A 15,765-nucleotide genomic window follows, 5' to 3' on the forward strand; every position below is an offset into this window, starting at 1 on the left:
GAGCGGGCGTGAGAGGAAAGACGCTGCTGGTGCTGGCCGGGCTGCTCGGCGCGGGCCTTGTGGGATATCGCTATCTGCCGCCACACCTGAATCCGCTGGCGCCGCTGGCCCTTGACGATCCCCCGGGCTGGCTGACGTCGTTCAAGCTGCGCAGCCTGACGGCCGACCAGTGCGCCTCCCTGCTGGCGGAGGCCAACCGCCGGCGGCTCATCGCCAGCCAGCCGGTGGCCGACAGCGAGGGCGCCTGCCCGCTGCGTAACGTGGTGCGGGTGGCTAATTTTGGCTCGGTGCAGTTGAGCAGTAGTTTCCTCGCCAGCTGCCCGCTGGCGCTCAGCAGCGCGCTGTACGTCGAGCAACAGGCGAAGCCGCTAACCCGTCAGCTGATGGCCAGCGATCTGCGCCAGATCGATCATCTCGGCAGCTTCGCCTGCCGCAATATCTACCATCGGGAACAGGCGCGGCGTAGTGAACACGCGACGGCGGATGCCCTTGATGTTAGCGGCTTCCGCCTGACGGACGGCAGACGCATCAGCGTCCTGCAGGGCTGGCGCAGCGATCGCTCTCACCCCTGGCTGGCGGCGCTGTTAAGCAACAGCTGCCCTTACTTCGGCAACGCCCTGGGGCCGGAGTACAACGCGGCGCACGCCAACCATTTTCACTTTGGGATGCGCGGGCAGGGCTTCTGCTTTTGAGCATAAAGCCCTGTGAGCAGCCTGAATGACCAGAAAATGCTTCGTCAGCCTCTCATGCGCAGTCATAAAACACCAAACTCACCGCCAGCGCATCTATGGTAGTACACCAGTGCAATGAAATTGCTAAGCTAGGTAATAATTGGCAAATCATTAATGAATACGCGTAGTTATGGAATCCTGGAAGGTTAATCTTATCTCTGTCTGGTTTGGTTGCTTTTTTACCGGCCTGGCGATCAGTCAAATTCTCCCCTTTTTACCGCTCTACGTCTCCCAGCTGGGCGTCACCTCGCATGAAGCGCTGTCGATGTGGTCGGGGCTGACCTTCAGCGTCACCTTCCTGGTCTCGGCGATCGTCTCGCCGATGTGGGGGAGCCTGGCGGACCGCAAAGGTCGCAAGCTGATGCTGCTGCGCGCCTCGCTGGGAATGGCGATCGCCATTTTGCTGCAGGCCTTCGCCACCAACGTCTGGCAGCTGTTTATTCTGCGGGCGATCATGGGCTTAACCTCCGGTTATATCCCTAACGCCATGGCGCTGGTGGCCTCCCAGGTGCCGCGCGAGCGCAGCGGCTGGGCGCTGAGCACCCTGTCGACGGCGCAAATCAGCGGCGTGATCGGCGGCCCGCTGCTGGGCGGCTTCCTGGCGGACCACGTCGGGCTGCGAATGGTCTTTTTTATTACGGCGATCCTGCTGACCATCAGTTTTCTGGTGACCCTGTTTCTGATTAAAGAGGGCGTTCGCCCGCAGGTCAGCAAAAGCGATCGTCTCACCGGGAAACAGGTCTTTGCCTCCTTGCCCTATCCGGGGCTGGTAATCAGCCTCTTTTTCACCACTCTGGTGATCCAGTTGTGCAACGGCTCAATCGGCCCGATTCTGGCGCTGTTTATCAAGTCGATGGCGCCGGACAGCAACAATATCGCTTTTCTGGCCGGGATGATCGCCGCGGTGCCCGGGGTGTCGGCGCTGATCTCTGCGCCACGGCTGGGTAAGCTTGGCGACCGCATCGGCACCTCGCGGATCCTGCTGGCGACGCTCTGCTGCGCGGTGGTGATGTTCTTCGCCATGTCCTTTGTCACCACCCCGCTGCAATTAGGTACGCTGCGTTTTCTGCTCGGCTTTGCCGATGGCGCGATGCTTCCGGCGGTGCAGACCCTGCTGCTGAAATACAGCAGCGACAGCGTCACCGGGCGCATCTTTGGCTATAACCAGTCGTTTATGTATCTGGGCAACGTCGCCGGGCCGCTAATTGGCGCTTCCGTATCAGCGATGGCCGGCTTCCGCTGGGTGTTTATTGCTACCGCCATTATCGTTTTCATTAACCTCTGGCAACTGGCATGGATGCTGCGCCGTACCCGCCGGGCTAACGCCTGAACCTCTGCTGACGGTATTTAACGCAATACCGTCAGCGTTATTCAACGTCGGTCGATTTACCATTACTTTTTGTTATCGCCATTGCGTGAGCGCTATTCCATTTTATTATTTCCGACATCATTTAGTTATAAACAGCCCCGGTTGTGATTAAACAATACTATTTATAGTGGTATTTTGTTGTGGTAAAACGTTTCGCTGTATATTGGGTGTTGCGACGATTCTTATTTTAAGTAATTCTGGGGTCCGTCATCAGGTATGACATCTCAATCGAAAAACAGGCCTCGCATAAGGAACTGGTGCTATGAAGAATCTCATTGCTGAGTTACTGGTTAAACTGGCGCAAAAAGAAGAAGAAGCAAAGGAACTGACGGTGCAGGTTGAAGCGCTGGAGATCGTGGTCACCGCATTATTGCGCCATATGGAGCACGATGCCCAGCAGGCATTGATTCAGGATATTGAGCAGGCGATAGACCAGGTGACGCCTTGTCCGCCGGTCAACGACCAGGATGCCATCCTGCTGCAGCAATATCTAAAGAAGCTGTTGCGGCATCCTCGTAGCTAATCTTTGCGACGCGACAAGGATGCCGTCATTTTTCTGTCATCTCCCTTTTATAAAGTCTCCCACGTTTTGTTTTTTAAGTATTTTTTACATGGAGATGACAAAAGTGAAATTAAGCGCCCTGTTTATTGCCCTGCTGCCTCTGCTGGGCTCGCCGGTTATTCATGCGGAAACCACGACCGCGCCGGTTCTGGAAAATCGCGCTGCCCAGGGAGATATCACTACTCCCGGCGGCGCGCGTCGTTTAACGGGCGATCAAACCGAAGCGCTGCGCGCCTCGATAATCAATAAGCCGGCCAAAAACATTATCTTGCTGATTGGCGATGGGATGGGCGATTCTGAAATTACCGCTGCGCGAAATTATGCGGAAGGGGCGGGCGGTTTCTTTAAAGGCATTGACGCCCTGCCGTTAACCGGGCAGTACACGCACTATTCGCTGGATAAAAAAACCGGTAAACCGGACTACGTCACCGACTCGGCGGCCTCCGCCACCGCCTGGACCACCGGCGTGAAGACTTATAACGGCGCGCTGGGCGTCGATATTCATGAGAACGCGCATCAGACCATCCTCGAGCTGGCGAAAGCGGCGGGCCTGGCCACCGGCAACGTTTCTACCGCCGAGCTGCAGGACGCCACCCCCGCGGCGCTGGTGGCGCATGTGACATCGCGTAAATGCTACGGCCCTACGGTCACCAGCGAAAAATGCCCCAGCAATGCGCTGGAGAAAGGGGGCAAAGGCTCCATTACCGAACAGCTGCTGAATGCCCGGCCGGATGTCACCCTGGGCGGCGGCGCGAAGACTTTTGCCGAAACGGCGACGGCGGGCGAGTGGCAGGGCAAAACCCTGCGTGAGCAGGCGGAAGCGCGCGGCTACCAGATTGTGACCGACGCGGCCTCTCTTGCCGCCGCGACGGAAGCCAGCCAGGATAAACCGCTGCTGGGACTGTTCGCCGACGGCAATATGCCGGTACGCTGGGAAGGGCCCAAGGCGTCTTATCACGGTAATATCGATAAGCCGCCGGTAACCTGTACCCCAAACCCGAAACGCGACGCCTCGGTGCCGACGCTGGCGCAGATGACGGAGAAAGCGATTGACCTGCTGAGCCGCCACGAGAAAGGCTTCTTCCTGCAGGTGGAAGGTGCCTCCATCGATAAGCAGGATCATGCGGCGAATCCGTGCGGCCAGATCGGCGAAACGGTTGATCTCGACGAGGCGGTGCAGAAGGCGTTGGAATTTGCCAAAAAAGACGGCAATACCCTGGTGATCGTCACCGCCGACCATGCGCACGCCAGCCAGATCATCCCGGCGGATAGCAAAGCCCCGGGCCTGACTCAGGCTCTGAATACTCACGATGGCGCAGTGATGGTCATGAGCTACGGCAACTCAGAGGAAGAGTCGATGGAGCACACCGGCACCCAGCTGCGCATTGCGGCCTACGGTCCGCATGCGGCTAACGTCGTCGGCCTGACCGATCAGACCGACCTCTTCTCAACTATGAAAGCTGCCCTGAGTCTGAAATAAGTCGCTGCCGGTGGCGAAATCGCGTCACCGGCTGGTTTTTTTTCTATCTGCGTCCAGACTTACAACGATCCACTCACAGAAGGATGGTGCGATGAAAATAACCTTACTGATGACCCTACTGTTTGGCTTGATCTTTATCAGCGCGGTTGGCGCGGCAGAAAAAACGCCCACTCCTCAGCAGCAAAGGATGACGGACTGCAATCAGCAAGCGTCAGCCAAAACGCTGAAAGGGGAGGAGCGCAAAACCTTTATGAGTCAGTGTCTCAAAAAAGAGACCACGACCTCGCAAGGAAAGCCCCTCACGCCCCAACAGCAGAAGATGAGCGACTGCAACAAAGCGGCTTCGGCAAAATCACTGAAGGGCGATGAACGCAGTACCTTCATGAGTAGCTGCCTGAAGAAAGCCTGAAAAAAAGGGAGCGCACGCGCTCCCTTGTTCTTTGACCTCTCAGGGCTTGCAGCCCGCCAGCTCAGCTTCAGGAGCGGCTCAGTTTCTCTGATTTTTCCATGCACTGGCTGATGGCTTCGATCACCGCGGAGCGGAAGCCTTTTTCTTCCAGCACGCGCACGGCTTCGATGGTGGTCCCGCCAGGAGAGCAGACCATATCTTTCAGCGCTCCCGGATGCTCACCGCTCTCCAGCACCATTTTGGCAGAGCCCATCACCGCCTGCGCGGCGAATTTGTAGGCCTGGGCGCGCGGCATCCCGCCGAGGACGGCGGCATCGGCCATCGCTTCGATAAACATGAAGACATAGGCCGGCGCGGAGCCGCTCACACCCACCACCGGATGGATCATCGGCTCGGCAATTTGCTCCGCCTGGCCAAAGCAGCGGAAAATGGTCAACACTTCAGCCACATCTTCGCTGCTCACCAGCGCGTTTGGCGTAACGGAGGTCATGCCGGCGTTAACCAGCGACGGGGTATTGGGCATCGCGCGAATAATTTTGCGATCGTGGCCGAGCGCGCGCGCCAGCTGGTCAAGCGTGACGCCGGCGGCGATGGAGACCACCAGCGACTCTTTATTCAGGCTGGAGGCGATATCGCCCAGCACTTTGGTCATGATCCCCGGCTTCACCGCGCCGAAGACGATATCGGCAATTTGCGCCACTTCCTGGGCGCTATCGGCGGCGTTGATGCCGTACTGGTCGCGCAGAGCCGCAACCTTGTCCGGCGACGGGGTGTAGACCCAAATTTGTCCCGGCTGTACCTGGCCGCTGGCGATCAGTCCACCCAGAATGGCCTTACCCATATTGCCGCAGCCGATAAAGCCAATTTTCTTATCCATCACCATTCCCCTCTGCTTTTTTCGTTACGATCTGATTAGCTTATCATCCTGGCGCTTTCATGGGGGAGAAAAGCAGGTAACATTGGCGACACTTATTGCAGGTAACAGGAGCTGGCATGGCCATTTGGGTGGATGCAGACGCGTGTCCGAACGTGATTAAAGAGATATTGTTCCGCGCGGCAGAGCGGACCCAGACGCCGCTGACGCTGGTGGCGAACCAGCCGCTGCGCGTACCGCCGTCGCGTTTCATCCGCACCCTGCGGGTTGAGCAGGGTTTTGACGTGGCGGATAACGAAATTGTCCGTCAGTGCGCGGCGGGGGATTTAGTGATCACCGCCGATATTCCGCTGGCTGCGGAGGTGCTGGCGAAGGGCGGGGCGGCGCTCAATCCGCGCGGAGAGCGCTACAGCGAAGCGACGATCCGCGAGCGGTTGACGATGCGGGATTTTATGGAGACATTACGGGCCAGCGGCGTTCAGACCGGCGGCCCGGATAGTTTATCGCAGCGCGATCGGCAACAGTTTGCCGCCGAGCTGGAGAAGTGGTTGCTGGCGGTTAAACGTCAGCAGGGTTAAACCCAACTGTCGTCATCGCTGCCAATATCATCATCGCCAAAGCCGGCGTCGAAGTCGTCGTTCCAGGTGTTGTCGGCAAGGAACTGATCGTCTCCCTGACGGAACGGATCGTCACCCGCGGCGGTCTCCTGTGCGGCGGGGGCGTCAGCATCAGGCTGCGGCTTCTCTTCGATGATATTCACAATCTCCTGCGGGTGCGAGCCGCTGAACATGCTGGTCAGCATATTGCCCAGCACCACCCCGCCCGCTACGCCTGCGGCCGTTTGCAGCGCGCCCGCCATAAAGCCGCCGCCGCGTGCGGCAGCCTGCGGGGCATAGCTCTGCTGCTGCTGTGGGGCATACTGCGGCTGTGAGCTGGCCTGCGGGCGACCGTATTGCTCCGCGCCCGGGATCGGGTCAGAACCGCGTGACGAGCCGCCGCCGCCAAACAGGCCGGAGAGGAAACCGCCGCTGCTGGGCTTCGCCGCCTGCAGCTGGCTGACCTGGCTCTCCAGCGCCTGGATGCGATCGTTGAGCTGTTTAATCGCGGCTTCCTGGATAAGGATGGTTTGCGCCATATAGTAGGGGGCCGCCGGCTGCGCGCTCACGTGTTGGGCAATCCGCTCCTCGGCGCTGGCATCGCGCGATGCACTGTGCGCCTCAGCCTCTTTCAGCCGGGAAAACAGTCCATCAATAAGGCGTTGTTCTTCAGATTGCATGTTACATTCCTCTGTCACACTGTCGAATAGGCATCAGGGTGCGTCTGAAACACGATGTTGTAAATATGTTGCTTCGTAAAGCTATGCATAAATGTGTTACCGTTTACGCCAGCAGTGGATAAAAAATAACGCCAGGCAGAAAAGTAAAGCTGGTTAAACACCAAATGCAATGATAAGTTTACATTAAGAGCCCTTTGTCTCACTGCGGTGATGGGGTGTAAAGAAGTTGTGTAACGTTTTATTTACGACTACGTTGCGGAACAGACAGCGATAATACGTTCTTTCGTTTTCCTTTTTTTGCGACAGACGGAACCAGGGGGTCTTCGGTTATGACACAGCCAATCTTTCTCATCGGGCCACGCGGCTGCGGTAAAACCACCGTCGGCCATGCGCTGGCGCGAGCGCGACATTTTCAGTTCTCCGATACCGATCATCGGCTGCAGGCCCATGAGCAGCGGACGGTGGCGGAGATCGTGCAGGCGGAAGGGTGGGCGCGCTTTCGCGAGCTGGAGACCCTGTCGCTAAAGGCCGTGACCCTGCCGAATACGGTGATCGCCACCGGCGGCGGCATCATCCTCGCGGAATGTAACCGTCAGTTTATGCGGGAGAACGGCGTGGTGATTTATCTTCAGGCGTCGGTGTCGGCGCTGATTGACCGTCTGGAAGCCTACCCGAAAGCCGAACAACGGCCGACGCTCACCGGGAAACCGGTGCGTGAGGAAGTGGGCGAGGTGCTGGCGCAGCGTGAAGCGTTATACCGTGATGCTGCCCATCATATTGTCGATGCTACAGCCTCCCCGGATCGGGTGGTGGAGCAAATTATGACCATGCTGTGCGGCGCGACGGCAGCTCCGGTAAGTTAAGAATTTACTTACATTAAGGCGGCGAGGGGCGCCTATACTTGATAGTTCTGATACCGGAAGAAGGAAGAACTATGCCAAACAGACCCCCATATCCGAGAGAAGCGCGCGTGGTTGCGGTAGAGAAAGGTCCTCAGGGTCAGACGGTGACCTGGTATCAACTCCGCGCGGACTATCCTGAGCCCGATTCGCTAATCAGCGAACATCCTACCGAGCAGGAAGCCGTGGATGCCAAGCGGCGTTATGAAGATCCCGACAAGTCTTAACCCCTGAGCCCGGATTGCCTGTCCTGCGGGCAATATCGGGCGTATCTCACATTTTTTATTTATCAGTCGTACTAATGAATTTCTAACACACGGATTTTTCAGGCACGCCGCCGCCGCCCGGTAATCTTTACATTCAACCGCGGCGTGGAGCTGCTACGCTTCTCGACGGTTGATTTTTACTCACCAGGGGGGCGAATGCTGTGTGTGGTAAGCCTGTGTTGAAGCAGTGGTAGTGAAAAGGTACATGATATGAGTAGTGCAACGATGGCAATTTTGACCATCGGCGTTGTGCCGCTGGCGGGAGTATTACCGCTCCTGACCGAACATATCAGGGAAGAACAGATCGCTCACATCAGCCTGCTGGGCGAGATGACGCGTGACGACGTGATGGCAGAGTACGCCGTGGGTGACGGCGAACAGGGTCTGTTGACCTTGCTCAGCGATAACCAGCTGGTGATGGTGTCGCGACAAAAAATTGAACGTGATGTTCGCAGCGTGATCGCCATGCTGGATCGACAGCATTTTGATGTGATCCTGCTGCTCAGCTCCGAACAGCTGACCGGTTTTACCACCCACCACGCGATCCTCCTCGAGCCGCAGCGGATCATTCCGCCGCTGGTGGCGTCGATCGTCGATGGGCACCAGGTCGGGGTGATCGTGCCGGTGGAAGAGATCATGCCCATGCAGCGACAAAAGTGGCATTCACTGGAGAAGTCACCGTACTACGCGTTGGCCAACCCGTTTACCGGTAGCGACAGTGAGCTGTTAACCGCCGGTCAAGCGCTGCTGGAGCAGGGGGCCGACGTGCTGGTCCTCGACTGTCTCGGTTACTATCAGCATCATCGCGATGTGTTACAAAAAGCCCTTGATGTCCCGGTTTTGCTGTCGAATGTGCTGGTTTCCCGACTGGCGGCAGAACTATTAGTCTAATGTGTTAATTTCACGTGACAGGGGCAAGGAGCGCCCCCTATATTGAGCCTTTCAACGACGATCAGAAGGGCTTGTTTATGCTTCAAAGCAATGAATACTTTGACGGAAAAGTGAAATCCATTGGCTTCACCAGCAGCAGTACCGGTCGCGCCAGCGTTGGCGTGATGGCGGAAGGAGAATACACCTTTGGTACGGCGCAGCCGGAAGAGATGACGGTGGTCAGCGGGGCGCTGAATGTCCTGCTGCCGGGTGAGACTGAGTGGAAAGTTTACGCCGCCGGCGAAGCCTTCAATGTGCCAGGCAACAGCGAATTCCATCTGCAGGTGGCTGAGCCAACCTCCTATCTGTGCCGCTATCTGTAAGTCAGCGTAACGCCCGGCGCTTGCCGCCGGGTTGTATTTTTTTCCTGTCAGGCAGGAAAGAAAGCGGCGCTTAGCGCTGCGCTTAGCGCTGCGCTTCGCCGCCGAGCCCTTCCACCAGGCTTTGGATCAGGGCAGCAAGTTCGCCGGTCATTAAGATAAAGTCGGCGTCAAAGCGCTGGGCGAAATCTTCCCGATCGATATCTTCGTTTTGGTCGCGTAATTCATCGCAGAACTTGAGGCGCTTAATTGACGCGTCGTCGCAGATCACAAACTGAATACGCTGCTGCCAGTCCAGCGCCAGCTTGGTGACGACCTTCCCGGCCTCAATGTGCACAGCGATTTCGTCGCTGACCAGATCCTGCTTCTTGGCGCGGATCACGCCGCCATCTTCCAGCATCGCTTTCAGCTCGGCTTCGTCCAGCAGCTGGAAGCCCTGCGCTACGGTGCCGGAGCGGACCCACTCGGTCAGCGTCAGCTCGATCGGATTCTCCAGGGTCAGCGGCACCACCGGCAGCGAGCCGAGGGTTTTACGCAGCAGGGCCAGGGTATCTTCCGCTTTTTTCGCGCTGGCGCAGTCCACCATGATCAGGCCGTTGACGGTGTCGATCCACATCATCGTCTGGCTGAAGCGGCTGAAGGCGCGCGGCAGCAGCGAGTGCAGCACTTCATCTTTCAGGGAATCTTTCTCAGTCTTCTTCAGCTTGCGCCCCTGATCGGCTTCGAGCTTCTGGATCTTCGCCTCCAGCGCCTGCTTGATCACCGGCGACGGCAGGATCTTTTCTTCTTTACGCGCGCAGATAATGATCTGGCCGTTCGCCGTATGCGTCAGCGCGTCGCTGTGCGATCCCATCGGCGATACCCAACCGGTTTTCGCCATATCCTGGCTGCCACAAGGGGTAAATGTCAGCTCGGCCAGCTGTTTTTCCATCTCCTCGGCGCGCAATTCGATATCGCGGCTGAGACGGTAAACCATTAAATTTTTGAACCACAGCATGATAATTTCCACGGCTTTGTCGTTAAATCAGGCGGGCATGATAGCGAATTGTCGCTATGCTTGCATTGTTAATCGGGGTGAGGAGCTGAGCGTGCGTATTGGTATTGATTTAGGTGGTACAAAAACCGAAGTGATAGCCCTGAGCGACCAGGGAGAGCAGCTGTTTCGCCATCGGTTACCCACGCCGCGGGAGGATTACCGGCAAACCATCGAGACTATCGCTACCCTGGTGGCGATGGCCGAGCAGGCGACCGGACAGCGTGGCACCGTGGGGATGGGGATCCCGGGCTCGATTTCGCCCTATACCGGGGTAGTGAAAAACGCCAACTCGACCTGGCTCAACGGTCAGCCTTTCGATAAGGACCTCAGCCTGCGCCTTGACCGTGAAGTCCGGCTGGCTAACGACGCCAACTGTCTGGCAGTGTCGGAAGCGGTGGACGGCGCGGCGGCGGGGGCGCAAACGGTGTTCGCGGTGATTATCGGCACCGGCTGCGGCGCGGGCGTAGCGCTCAACGGGCGGGCGCATATCGGCGGCAACGGTAACGCCGGCGAGTGGGGACATAACCCATTGCCGTGGATGAACGACGATGAGCTGCGCTACCGTGCGGAAGTGCCTTGCTACTGCGGTAAACAGGGGTGTATCGAAACCTTTATCTCCGGCACCGGCTTTGCCACTGACTATCAGCGGCTGAGCGGCAAGGGGTTAAGCGGCAGCGAGATTATGCGCCTGGTGGGTGAAGGTGACGAAAAAGCCGAACTGGCGCTGAGCCGCTATGAACAGCGGCTGGCGAAATCGCTCGCCCACGTGGTCAACATCCTCGATCCGGACGTCATCGTGCTGGGCGGCGGGATGAGCAACGTCGAGCGGCTGTATCAGACGGTGCCGGACCTGGTGAAACAGTGGGTCTTCGGCGGCGAGTGTGAAACGCCGATCCGTAAAGCGATGCACGGCGACTCCAGCGGAGTACGCGGCGCGGCATGGCTGTGGCCGCTACAGGGGACCTGAACCACTTCCCCTCACCCCGGCCCTCTCCCGGAGGGAGAGGGGGAAAGGCGGCGTCGGTGGTTGGGGGTGTGGCAGGAACCCCCGGTCTCTTGCGGGGAGAGGGGTAATCGCAACAACGTGCGAAACGGAAAACCAGCGCCGGACGGTTCCCTCTCCCCCCGGAGAGGGTTAGGGTGAGGGAACATCGTAATGACTCAGACCTCACTCCACCGCAAACGCTCTATCCAGCCGACTGTAGCCCAGGCCATTTATCTTCTTCACTTTGATCTGCACCGGAATGCGATCTTTCATCGCCTCCACGTGGCTGATCACCCCGATAATCTTGCCGCTGGCGTTGAGGGCATCCAGCGCGTCCAGCGCCGTGTCCAGCGTTTCGCTGTCGAGGGTGCCGAAGCCCTCATCAAGAAACAGAGAGTCAATCCGCGTCTTATGGCTCACCAGGTCTGACAGCGCCAGGGCCAGCGCCAGGCTGACGAGGAAACTTTCGCCGCCGGAGAGGGTGCGGGTGTCGCGCACGGCGTCGGCCTGCCAGGTATCGACCACCTCCAGCTCCAGCGCTTCGCTGGCTTTGCGCTGCAGCAGATAGCGCCCGTGCAGGCGGTTAAGCTGCTGGTTTGCCAGCCAGACCAGATTATCCAGCGTCAGCCCCTGGGCGAATTTGCGGAACCGATCGCCGGTGCTGGAGCCGATCAGCGAGTTGAGATAGCCCCAGTCATCCGCCAGCTGCGCCGCCTCTGCAATCTGCCGCCCCAGCGCCTGCTGATGCTGACGGCTCTCTGCGTCCTGCCTGAGCTGCTGACGGATCTCGCCCTGGCGGGTGGTGTTGTCCCGCAGCCGCTGGGCCAGGTCGTGCAGCTGAGTTTGCAGGGCGGGGATGTCCGCGTCCGTCCCGTGCGGACGCAGCGCCAGGTGCGCCTGCTGCTGCCGGGTCGCCTGCTCGCAGAGCGCCGTCGCCTGCTGAAGCTGCTGCTCCAGCGTCTGTTTTAACTGCGTTAGCCGCTGGGCGGTCTCGTCGTCCAGCAGCGCGGCGAGGAACGCCTGCCGATCGTTAAAGCGGCTGGCGGCCAGGGCGGCGGTAAATTGCGCCTGCGACTGGTCCAGGCGCGCCTTCTCTTCGGTCTCCAGCTGCTGCTGGGCGACAAGCTGGCTGTGCAGCGCCAGGCACTCTTCGTGGATCGCGCGCCAGTTGTCGGGGATCGCCGGTTCCGCTTCAGCTTCAGCCTCTGCCTCGTCGCTGGCTGGCAGCGTCTCGAGCAGCGGCTGCAGGGCGGCAATCTGCTCCTGAATGGCGCCATGCCGGGTCTGTTGCGCCTGCCACTGGGCAAATTCGCTTTCGCGAGCGTTCAGCCAGGCGGATTCTGTCCCTTCTTCCGGTAGGGTCAGCGTCAGGGCCTGCAGGGCGCTCTCCAGCCCCTGGCGCGTGGCCGTCAGCTGCTGCAGAGCCTGGCGCTCCAGCGCCTCCTGATCGTTGAGCTGGCTCTGCAGCATCAGGCGCTGGCTGAGCTGGTAGAGCTGCTGCTCGTAGCGCTCCTGCTCCTGGATCCAGTCGTTTATCTCTTGCGCAATATCCCGCGTGACCTGCAGAGAGGCGCAGGTTTCCTGCCACGCTTTAGTGAGCGCTTGCTCTTCCTCAGCGAGCCGCCCGGCCGCTTCGGTCTCACGCTGGAGCTGCTGCGTCAGGGCGTTGACCTGCCCGAGGATCAGCAGACCTTCTTCTTTTAGCGCGGCGACCTCTTTTTCCAGCGCATCGCGGCGGCGCTGATTATCCGTGACTGTTAGCGAAGCGTATTGCTCAATCGCCGGATGTTCACAGGAGCCGCACAGCGGGCAGGGCTTACCCGCCTCAAGCCGGGCGCGGTAATCTTCCAGATCTTTAATCGTTTCTTCCCGCTGGCAGAGCGCTTTCAGGTCGAGATAGTGCTGGTTTTTTTCTTTGTACTGCGCCCGGCGTTGCGCCAGGGTAGCGTTGAGTTTTGCCTGCTCCGCCTGCGCCTGCTGTACGCTTTCGGCGTTCTGGCGCAGACGCTTGCGCAGCAGCTGATGCTGTTCATGCAGGGAGAGCAGCCGCTGGCGCAGCGGTCGCGACTGGGTTTGCTGCGCTATCGCCGCCGCAACGTCATCGGCGCTCAGCGACAGAGGACTGGCTGGCAGCGCGGTCAGCTTCTGGCGCAGCGCGGCCAGGCGGCTGGTCTGGGCCGTCAGCTGCTGTTTATCCCGCGTTAGCTGCGAAAATTGCGCCCGCCAGCCGGCAATCTCCTGGCCCCACAAGCGGAATCGCTCATGGGCCGCCAGCCACTGCGCCAGATCGGTCAGTTCAGCCTGCCGCTGCTGCTGAGCGTGCAGGGCGCTGCGGCGGATGCGCGCGCGCAGCGCCGTGCTGGCAAGTAAGCGAGCATTTACTTCATTGATTCGCTGGCGGGTTTGCTCCAGGCCTGCCGCGTGCTCCTGCTGGCGCTCCCACAGGGGGCGCAGCTGGGCGGCGGGCTGGGCCAGCTCAAGCTTCGCCAGCGCCGGCGCGGCGTCGGCCAGCGCCTGGCGGGCCTGCTCCTGGCCGCTGACCGCCTGCTGCTGCTGCTGCGCCAGCTCGTCGCGGCGCGTTAGCCACTGGAGCTGCCGCTGCTGGTTTTGCTGCTGCGCCAGCAGGGCTTTCTCTTCGTCAGTAAGCACCTGCAAACTTTCCTGCAGCGCCTGCTGCTGGGCCTCCGTCAGCAGTACGATGCCCGCCGCCTGGGCTTCGAACTTCTCCAGCGTATGGCGAGCGGCTTTGTGCTGCTCATAGACCATCGCCGAAATCTGACCGTAGATTTCCGTGCCTGTCAGCTCCTCCAGCAGCTCCGCGCGATCGCTCGGCTTCGCGTTCAGGAAGGCGGCAAATTGTCCCTGGGAGAGCAGCATCGAGCGGGTGAAGCGGCCATAGTCGAGGCCGGTGAGCGTCGCGGTTTGCTCCAGCTTATCCGAGACCTTATCGGCGAGGATTTTGCCGTCGGCGCAGCGCGCCAGCTCGACGCGGGGCGCCTGCAGGTTGCCATCCGGCTGGTTACGCGCCCGGTTCTGGCTCCAGAAGGCGCGGTAGGCGATGCCCTTCACTTCAAACTCCACCTCCGCCAGACACTCGGCGGTATCGCGGGTCATCAGGTCGTTTTGCGACTGGGAGACTTTATTCAGGCGCGGCGTTTCGTGGTAAAGCGCGAGGCAAATGGCGTCGAGCAGGGTGGTTTTCCCGGCGCCGGTGGCGCCGGTAATGGCGAACAGGCCGTTGCTGGCGAACGGCTCGGCGGTAAAGTCTATCTTCCATTCCCCTTTCAGGGAGTTAAGGTTTTTCAGACGCAGACTGAGGATTTTCATGCGTTTTCGTCCTCCGCGGTGAGCGTATGCAGCGTATGGGCGAACAGCTCGTGCAGCCGGGCGCGCTTCTCATCGTCAATCTCGGTCAGCGCCAGCCGGCGCTCGAACACCTCTTCCACCTTCAGTTCGCTGAGGGTCTCCCGCTGGGCGTTGAGCAGTATTTTCTCGCGCTGCTCGCGGCTGCGGCGCACCAGCAATACTTCCACCGGCAGATCCTCCGTCAGCGCCTGAATTTGACGCTGAATATCGTGCAGGTACTCCTCGGTGGTGATTTCGATATCCAGCCACACCGGCGGGTCCTGTTCAACGCCGCGCCACTGCTCCAGCTGGGCGGTGATGGCGGCCAGATCGCCTTTGATGACCGCCAGCGGCTGGGTGACGGGCACCTCGAGGGTTTCCACGGCGCTGAGTCGCCCATCGCTAAAGCTCACCAGATGCACCGATTTCGCTTTGCCGGTTTCATCAAAGCTCAGCGGCAGCGGCGAGCCGCTGTAGCGGATGTGCTCGCAGCCGCCGACCACCTGCGCCCGGTGAATATGGCCCAGCGCAATGTAGTCGGCAGGGGGGAAGTGCTGCGCCGGGAAAGCATCCAGCGTGCCGATATAAATGTCGCGAACGGCATCGCTTTTGCTGGCGCCGACGGTGGTCAGATGGCCGCTGGCAATGACGGGCAGGGGGCGATCGCCGCGCAGCGCGCAGGCCTGATGATACTGTTCCTGATAATAGTCGCTGATGGCGTGCAGCAGTTGCTGCTGTTTTTCCCGACCGGAGTGGCCGGCCTGGCTGATGACCAGCTCGCGCGGGCGTAAAAACGGCACCGGGCAGAAGATAGCCCCAGGGGTGCCGTCGCGCCGCGGCAGCTCAATGGGCGGGCAGCCGGCGTTCGCCACGACGGTGGTGTGTAAAAAGGCGAGGATATCGCGGGATTCATTGAGCATCGCCACCGAATCGTGGTTGCCCGCCAGCACCACCAGGCGACAGCCGGTCTGCTGCAACTGGACGACAAAGCGGTTATACAGTTCGCGAGCGTAGCTCGGCGGCGATCCGGTATCAAAAATATCGCCGGCTACGATGATGGCGTCGACTTCATGCTCCTGCGCGCGGGCCAGCAGCCAGGTCAGGAAGGCGTCATGTTCGGCCGCACGGCTTTTGCTGTAAAAATTCTGGCCCAGGTGCCAGTCGGAGGTGTGAAGGATGCGCATAAATCTTCCCTAGCGAAAAAAGCATGAGCGGCAGTATACCATTTGTCGGAGAGGGGTAAGTCCGCGTCATGCTTCAAAATACCCGATCATCAGACGGTC

Annotated in this window: 16 protein-coding genes; 11 read left to right on the top strand and 5 right to left on the bottom strand. The window is 59.7% G+C overall.

The window, feature by feature from the left end; genetic code table 11:
* Positions 1-8: 8 nt before the first annotated feature.
* The 5 genes from ACQUTP_RS08520 to ACQUTP_RS08540 all read left to right on the top strand — a co-directional run bounded on the left by ACQUTP_RS08520 (position 9) and on the right by ACQUTP_RS08540 (position 4,551).
* Positions 9-692: an extensin family protein gene (locus tag ACQUTP_RS08520; RefSeq protein ID WP_017898943.1), complete on the top strand. Its 684-nt coding sequence runs from the start codon at positions 9-11 to the stop codon at positions 690-692.
* 169 nt (positions 693-861) lie between these two features.
* Positions 862-2,061, top strand: coding sequence for a multidrug efflux MFS transporter (locus ACQUTP_RS08525; protein ID WP_004204877.1), 1,200 nt, complete (start codon positions 862-864; stop codon positions 2,059-2,061).
* Between the two features lie 301 nt (positions 2,062-2,362).
* Positions 2,363-2,623 (top strand): anti-adapter protein IraP, encoded by a 261-nt coding sequence (iraP, locus tag ACQUTP_RS08530; protein ID WP_004204875.1) that lies wholly within the window; start codon positions 2,363-2,365, stop codon positions 2,621-2,623.
* Between the two features lie 88 nt (positions 2,624-2,711).
* Positions 2,712-4,142: an alkaline phosphatase gene (gene phoA, locus ACQUTP_RS08535; protein ID WP_025999123.1), complete on the top strand. Its 1,431-nt coding sequence runs from the start codon at positions 2,712-2,714 to the stop codon at positions 4,140-4,142.
* Positions 4,143-4,233: 91 nt separating this feature from the next.
* On the top strand, positions 4,234-4,551 hold the full coding sequence (locus ACQUTP_RS08540) for a PsiF family protein (RefSeq protein WP_004204873.1): 318 nt from the start codon (positions 4,234-4,236) through the stop codon (positions 4,549-4,551).
* A 67-nt stretch (positions 4,552-4,618) separates the two neighbouring features.
* On the opposite strand, the gene proC is transcribed toward ACQUTP_RS08540, so the two are convergent.
* Positions 4,619-5,428: a pyrroline-5-carboxylate reductase gene (gene proC / locus ACQUTP_RS08545; RefSeq protein ID WP_004204871.1), complete on the bottom strand. Its 810-nt coding sequence runs from the start codon at positions 5,426-5,428 to the stop codon at positions 4,619-4,621.
* 116 nt (positions 5,429-5,544) lie between these two features.
* Here proC and ACQUTP_RS08550 point away from each other — a divergent pair, with 116 nt between their 5' ends.
* Positions 5,545-6,003: a YaiI/YqxD family protein gene (locus tag ACQUTP_RS08550; RefSeq protein ID WP_004204870.1), complete on the top strand. Its 459-nt coding sequence runs from the start codon at positions 5,545-5,547 to the stop codon at positions 6,001-6,003.
* Here ACQUTP_RS08550 and ACQUTP_RS08555 read toward each other — a convergent pair.
* Positions 6,000-6,701: a DUF2076 domain-containing protein gene (locus ACQUTP_RS08555; protein ID WP_004204868.1), complete on the bottom strand. Its 702-nt coding sequence runs from the start codon at positions 6,699-6,701 to the stop codon at positions 6,000-6,002. The two genes, ACQUTP_RS08550 and ACQUTP_RS08555, sit on opposite strands and share 4 nt — an antisense overlap.
* A 329-nt stretch (positions 6,702-7,030) precedes the next feature.
* Between ACQUTP_RS08555 and aroL the strand changes: the two genes are divergently transcribed.
* From aroL to ppnP, 4 genes are all read left to right on the top strand, one after another.
* The gene (gene aroL, locus ACQUTP_RS08560; protein ID WP_023319827.1) at positions 7,031-7,564 is read left to right on the top strand and encodes a shikimate kinase AroL; all 534 of its coding nucleotides are present in this window, start codon (positions 7,031-7,033) and stop codon (positions 7,562-7,564) included.
* Between the two features lie 71 nt (positions 7,565-7,635).
* Positions 7,636-7,827: a YaiA family protein gene (locus ACQUTP_RS08565; RefSeq protein ID WP_002890278.1), complete on the top strand. Its 192-nt coding sequence runs from the start codon at positions 7,636-7,638 to the stop codon at positions 7,825-7,827.
* A gap of 249 nt (positions 7,828-8,076) precedes the next feature.
* Entirely contained in the window at positions 8,077-8,757 is a 681-nt protein-coding gene (locus ACQUTP_RS08570) for an AroM family protein (protein ID WP_094333957.1), read from the top strand.
* Positions 8,758-8,834: 77 nt separating this feature from the next.
* Positions 8,835-9,119, top strand: a complete 285-nt coding sequence (gene ppnP / locus ACQUTP_RS08575; protein WP_004204865.1) for a pyrimidine/purine nucleoside phosphorylase — start codon at positions 8,835-8,837, stop codon at positions 9,117-9,119.
* 82 nt (positions 9,120-9,201) lie between these two features.
* On the opposite strand, the gene rdgC is transcribed toward ppnP, so the two are convergent.
* Positions 9,202-10,113 (bottom strand): recombination-associated protein RdgC, encoded by a 912-nt coding sequence (rdgC, locus tag ACQUTP_RS08580; RefSeq protein ID WP_002890285.1) that lies wholly within the window; start codon positions 10,111-10,113, stop codon positions 9,202-9,204.
* 91 nt (positions 10,114-10,204) lie between these two features.
* On the opposite strand from rdgC, the gene mak reads away from it, so the two are divergent.
* Positions 10,205-11,119 (top strand): fructokinase, encoded by a 915-nt coding sequence (gene mak, locus ACQUTP_RS08585; RefSeq protein ID WP_004204864.1) that lies wholly within the window; start codon positions 10,205-10,207, stop codon positions 11,117-11,119.
* Between the two features lie 201 nt (positions 11,120-11,320).
* Here mak and sbcC read toward each other — a convergent pair whose 3' ends face one another.
* Together sbcC and sbcD are read right to left on the bottom strand one after the other, a co-directional pair.
* Positions 11,321-14,464, bottom strand: coding sequence for an exonuclease subunit SbcC (gene sbcC / locus ACQUTP_RS08590; RefSeq protein ID WP_100098520.1), 3,144 nt, complete (start codon positions 14,462-14,464; stop codon positions 11,321-11,323).
* Entirely contained in the window at positions 14,461-15,666 is a 1,206-nt protein-coding gene (sbcD, locus tag ACQUTP_RS08595; protein WP_064183759.1) for an exonuclease subunit SbcD, read from the bottom strand. The genes sbcC and sbcD overlap by 4 nt, the downstream gene beginning before the upstream one ends.
* Positions 15,667-15,765: the final 99 nt, after the last annotated feature.

The sequence above is a fragment of the Klebsiella sp. 2-CIP_Kleb. genome (assembly GCF_050378715.1).
GTDB lineage: Bacteria > Pseudomonadota > Gammaproteobacteria > Enterobacterales > Enterobacteriaceae > Klebsiella > Klebsiella quasipneumoniae.

Coding starts and splice junctions, on each gene's coding strand:
- proC (WP_004204871.1), bottom strand. CDS start 5,428: ATGGATAAGAAAATTGGCTTTATCGGCTGCGGCAATATGGGTAAGGCC.
- ACQUTP_RS08550 (WP_004204870.1), top strand. CDS start 5,545: ATGGCCATTTGGGTGGATGCAGACGCGTGTCCGAACGTGATTAAAGAG.
- phoA (WP_025999123.1), top strand. CDS start 2,712: ATGGAGATGACAAAAGTGAAATTAAGCGCCCTGTTTATTGCCCTGCTG.
- ACQUTP_RS08570 (WP_094333957.1), top strand. CDS start 8,077: ATGAGTAGTGCAACGATGGCAATTTTGACCATCGGCGTTGTGCCGCTG.
- ACQUTP_RS08555 (WP_004204868.1), bottom strand. CDS start 6,701: ATGCAATCTGAAGAACAACGCCTTATTGATGGACTGTTTTCCCGGCTG.
- aroL (WP_023319827.1), top strand. CDS start 7,031: ATGACACAGCCAATCTTTCTCATCGGGCCACGCGGCTGCGGTAAAACC.
- ACQUTP_RS08540 (WP_004204873.1), top strand. CDS start 4,234: ATGAAAATAACCTTACTGATGACCCTACTGTTTGGCTTGATCTTTATC.
- ACQUTP_RS08565 (WP_002890278.1), top strand. CDS start 7,636: ATGCCAAACAGACCCCCATATCCGAGAGAAGCGCGCGTGGTTGCGGTA.
- ppnP (WP_004204865.1), top strand. CDS start 8,835: ATGCTTCAAAGCAATGAATACTTTGACGGAAAAGTGAAATCCATTGGC.
- sbcD (WP_064183759.1), bottom strand. CDS start 15,666: ATGCGCATCCTTCACACCTCCGACTGGCACCTGGGCCAGAATTTTTAC.
- ACQUTP_RS08525 (WP_004204877.1), top strand. CDS start 862: ATGGAATCCTGGAAGGTTAATCTTATCTCTGTCTGGTTTGGTTGCTTT.
- sbcC (WP_100098520.1), bottom strand. CDS start 14,464: ATGAAAATCCTCAGTCTGCGTCTGAAAAACCTTAACTCCCTGAAAGGG.
- rdgC (WP_002890285.1), bottom strand. CDS start 10,113: ATGCTGTGGTTCAAAAATTTAATGGTTTACCGTCTCAGCCGCGATATC.
- iraP (WP_004204875.1), top strand. CDS start 2,363: ATGAAGAATCTCATTGCTGAGTTACTGGTTAAACTGGCGCAAAAAGAA.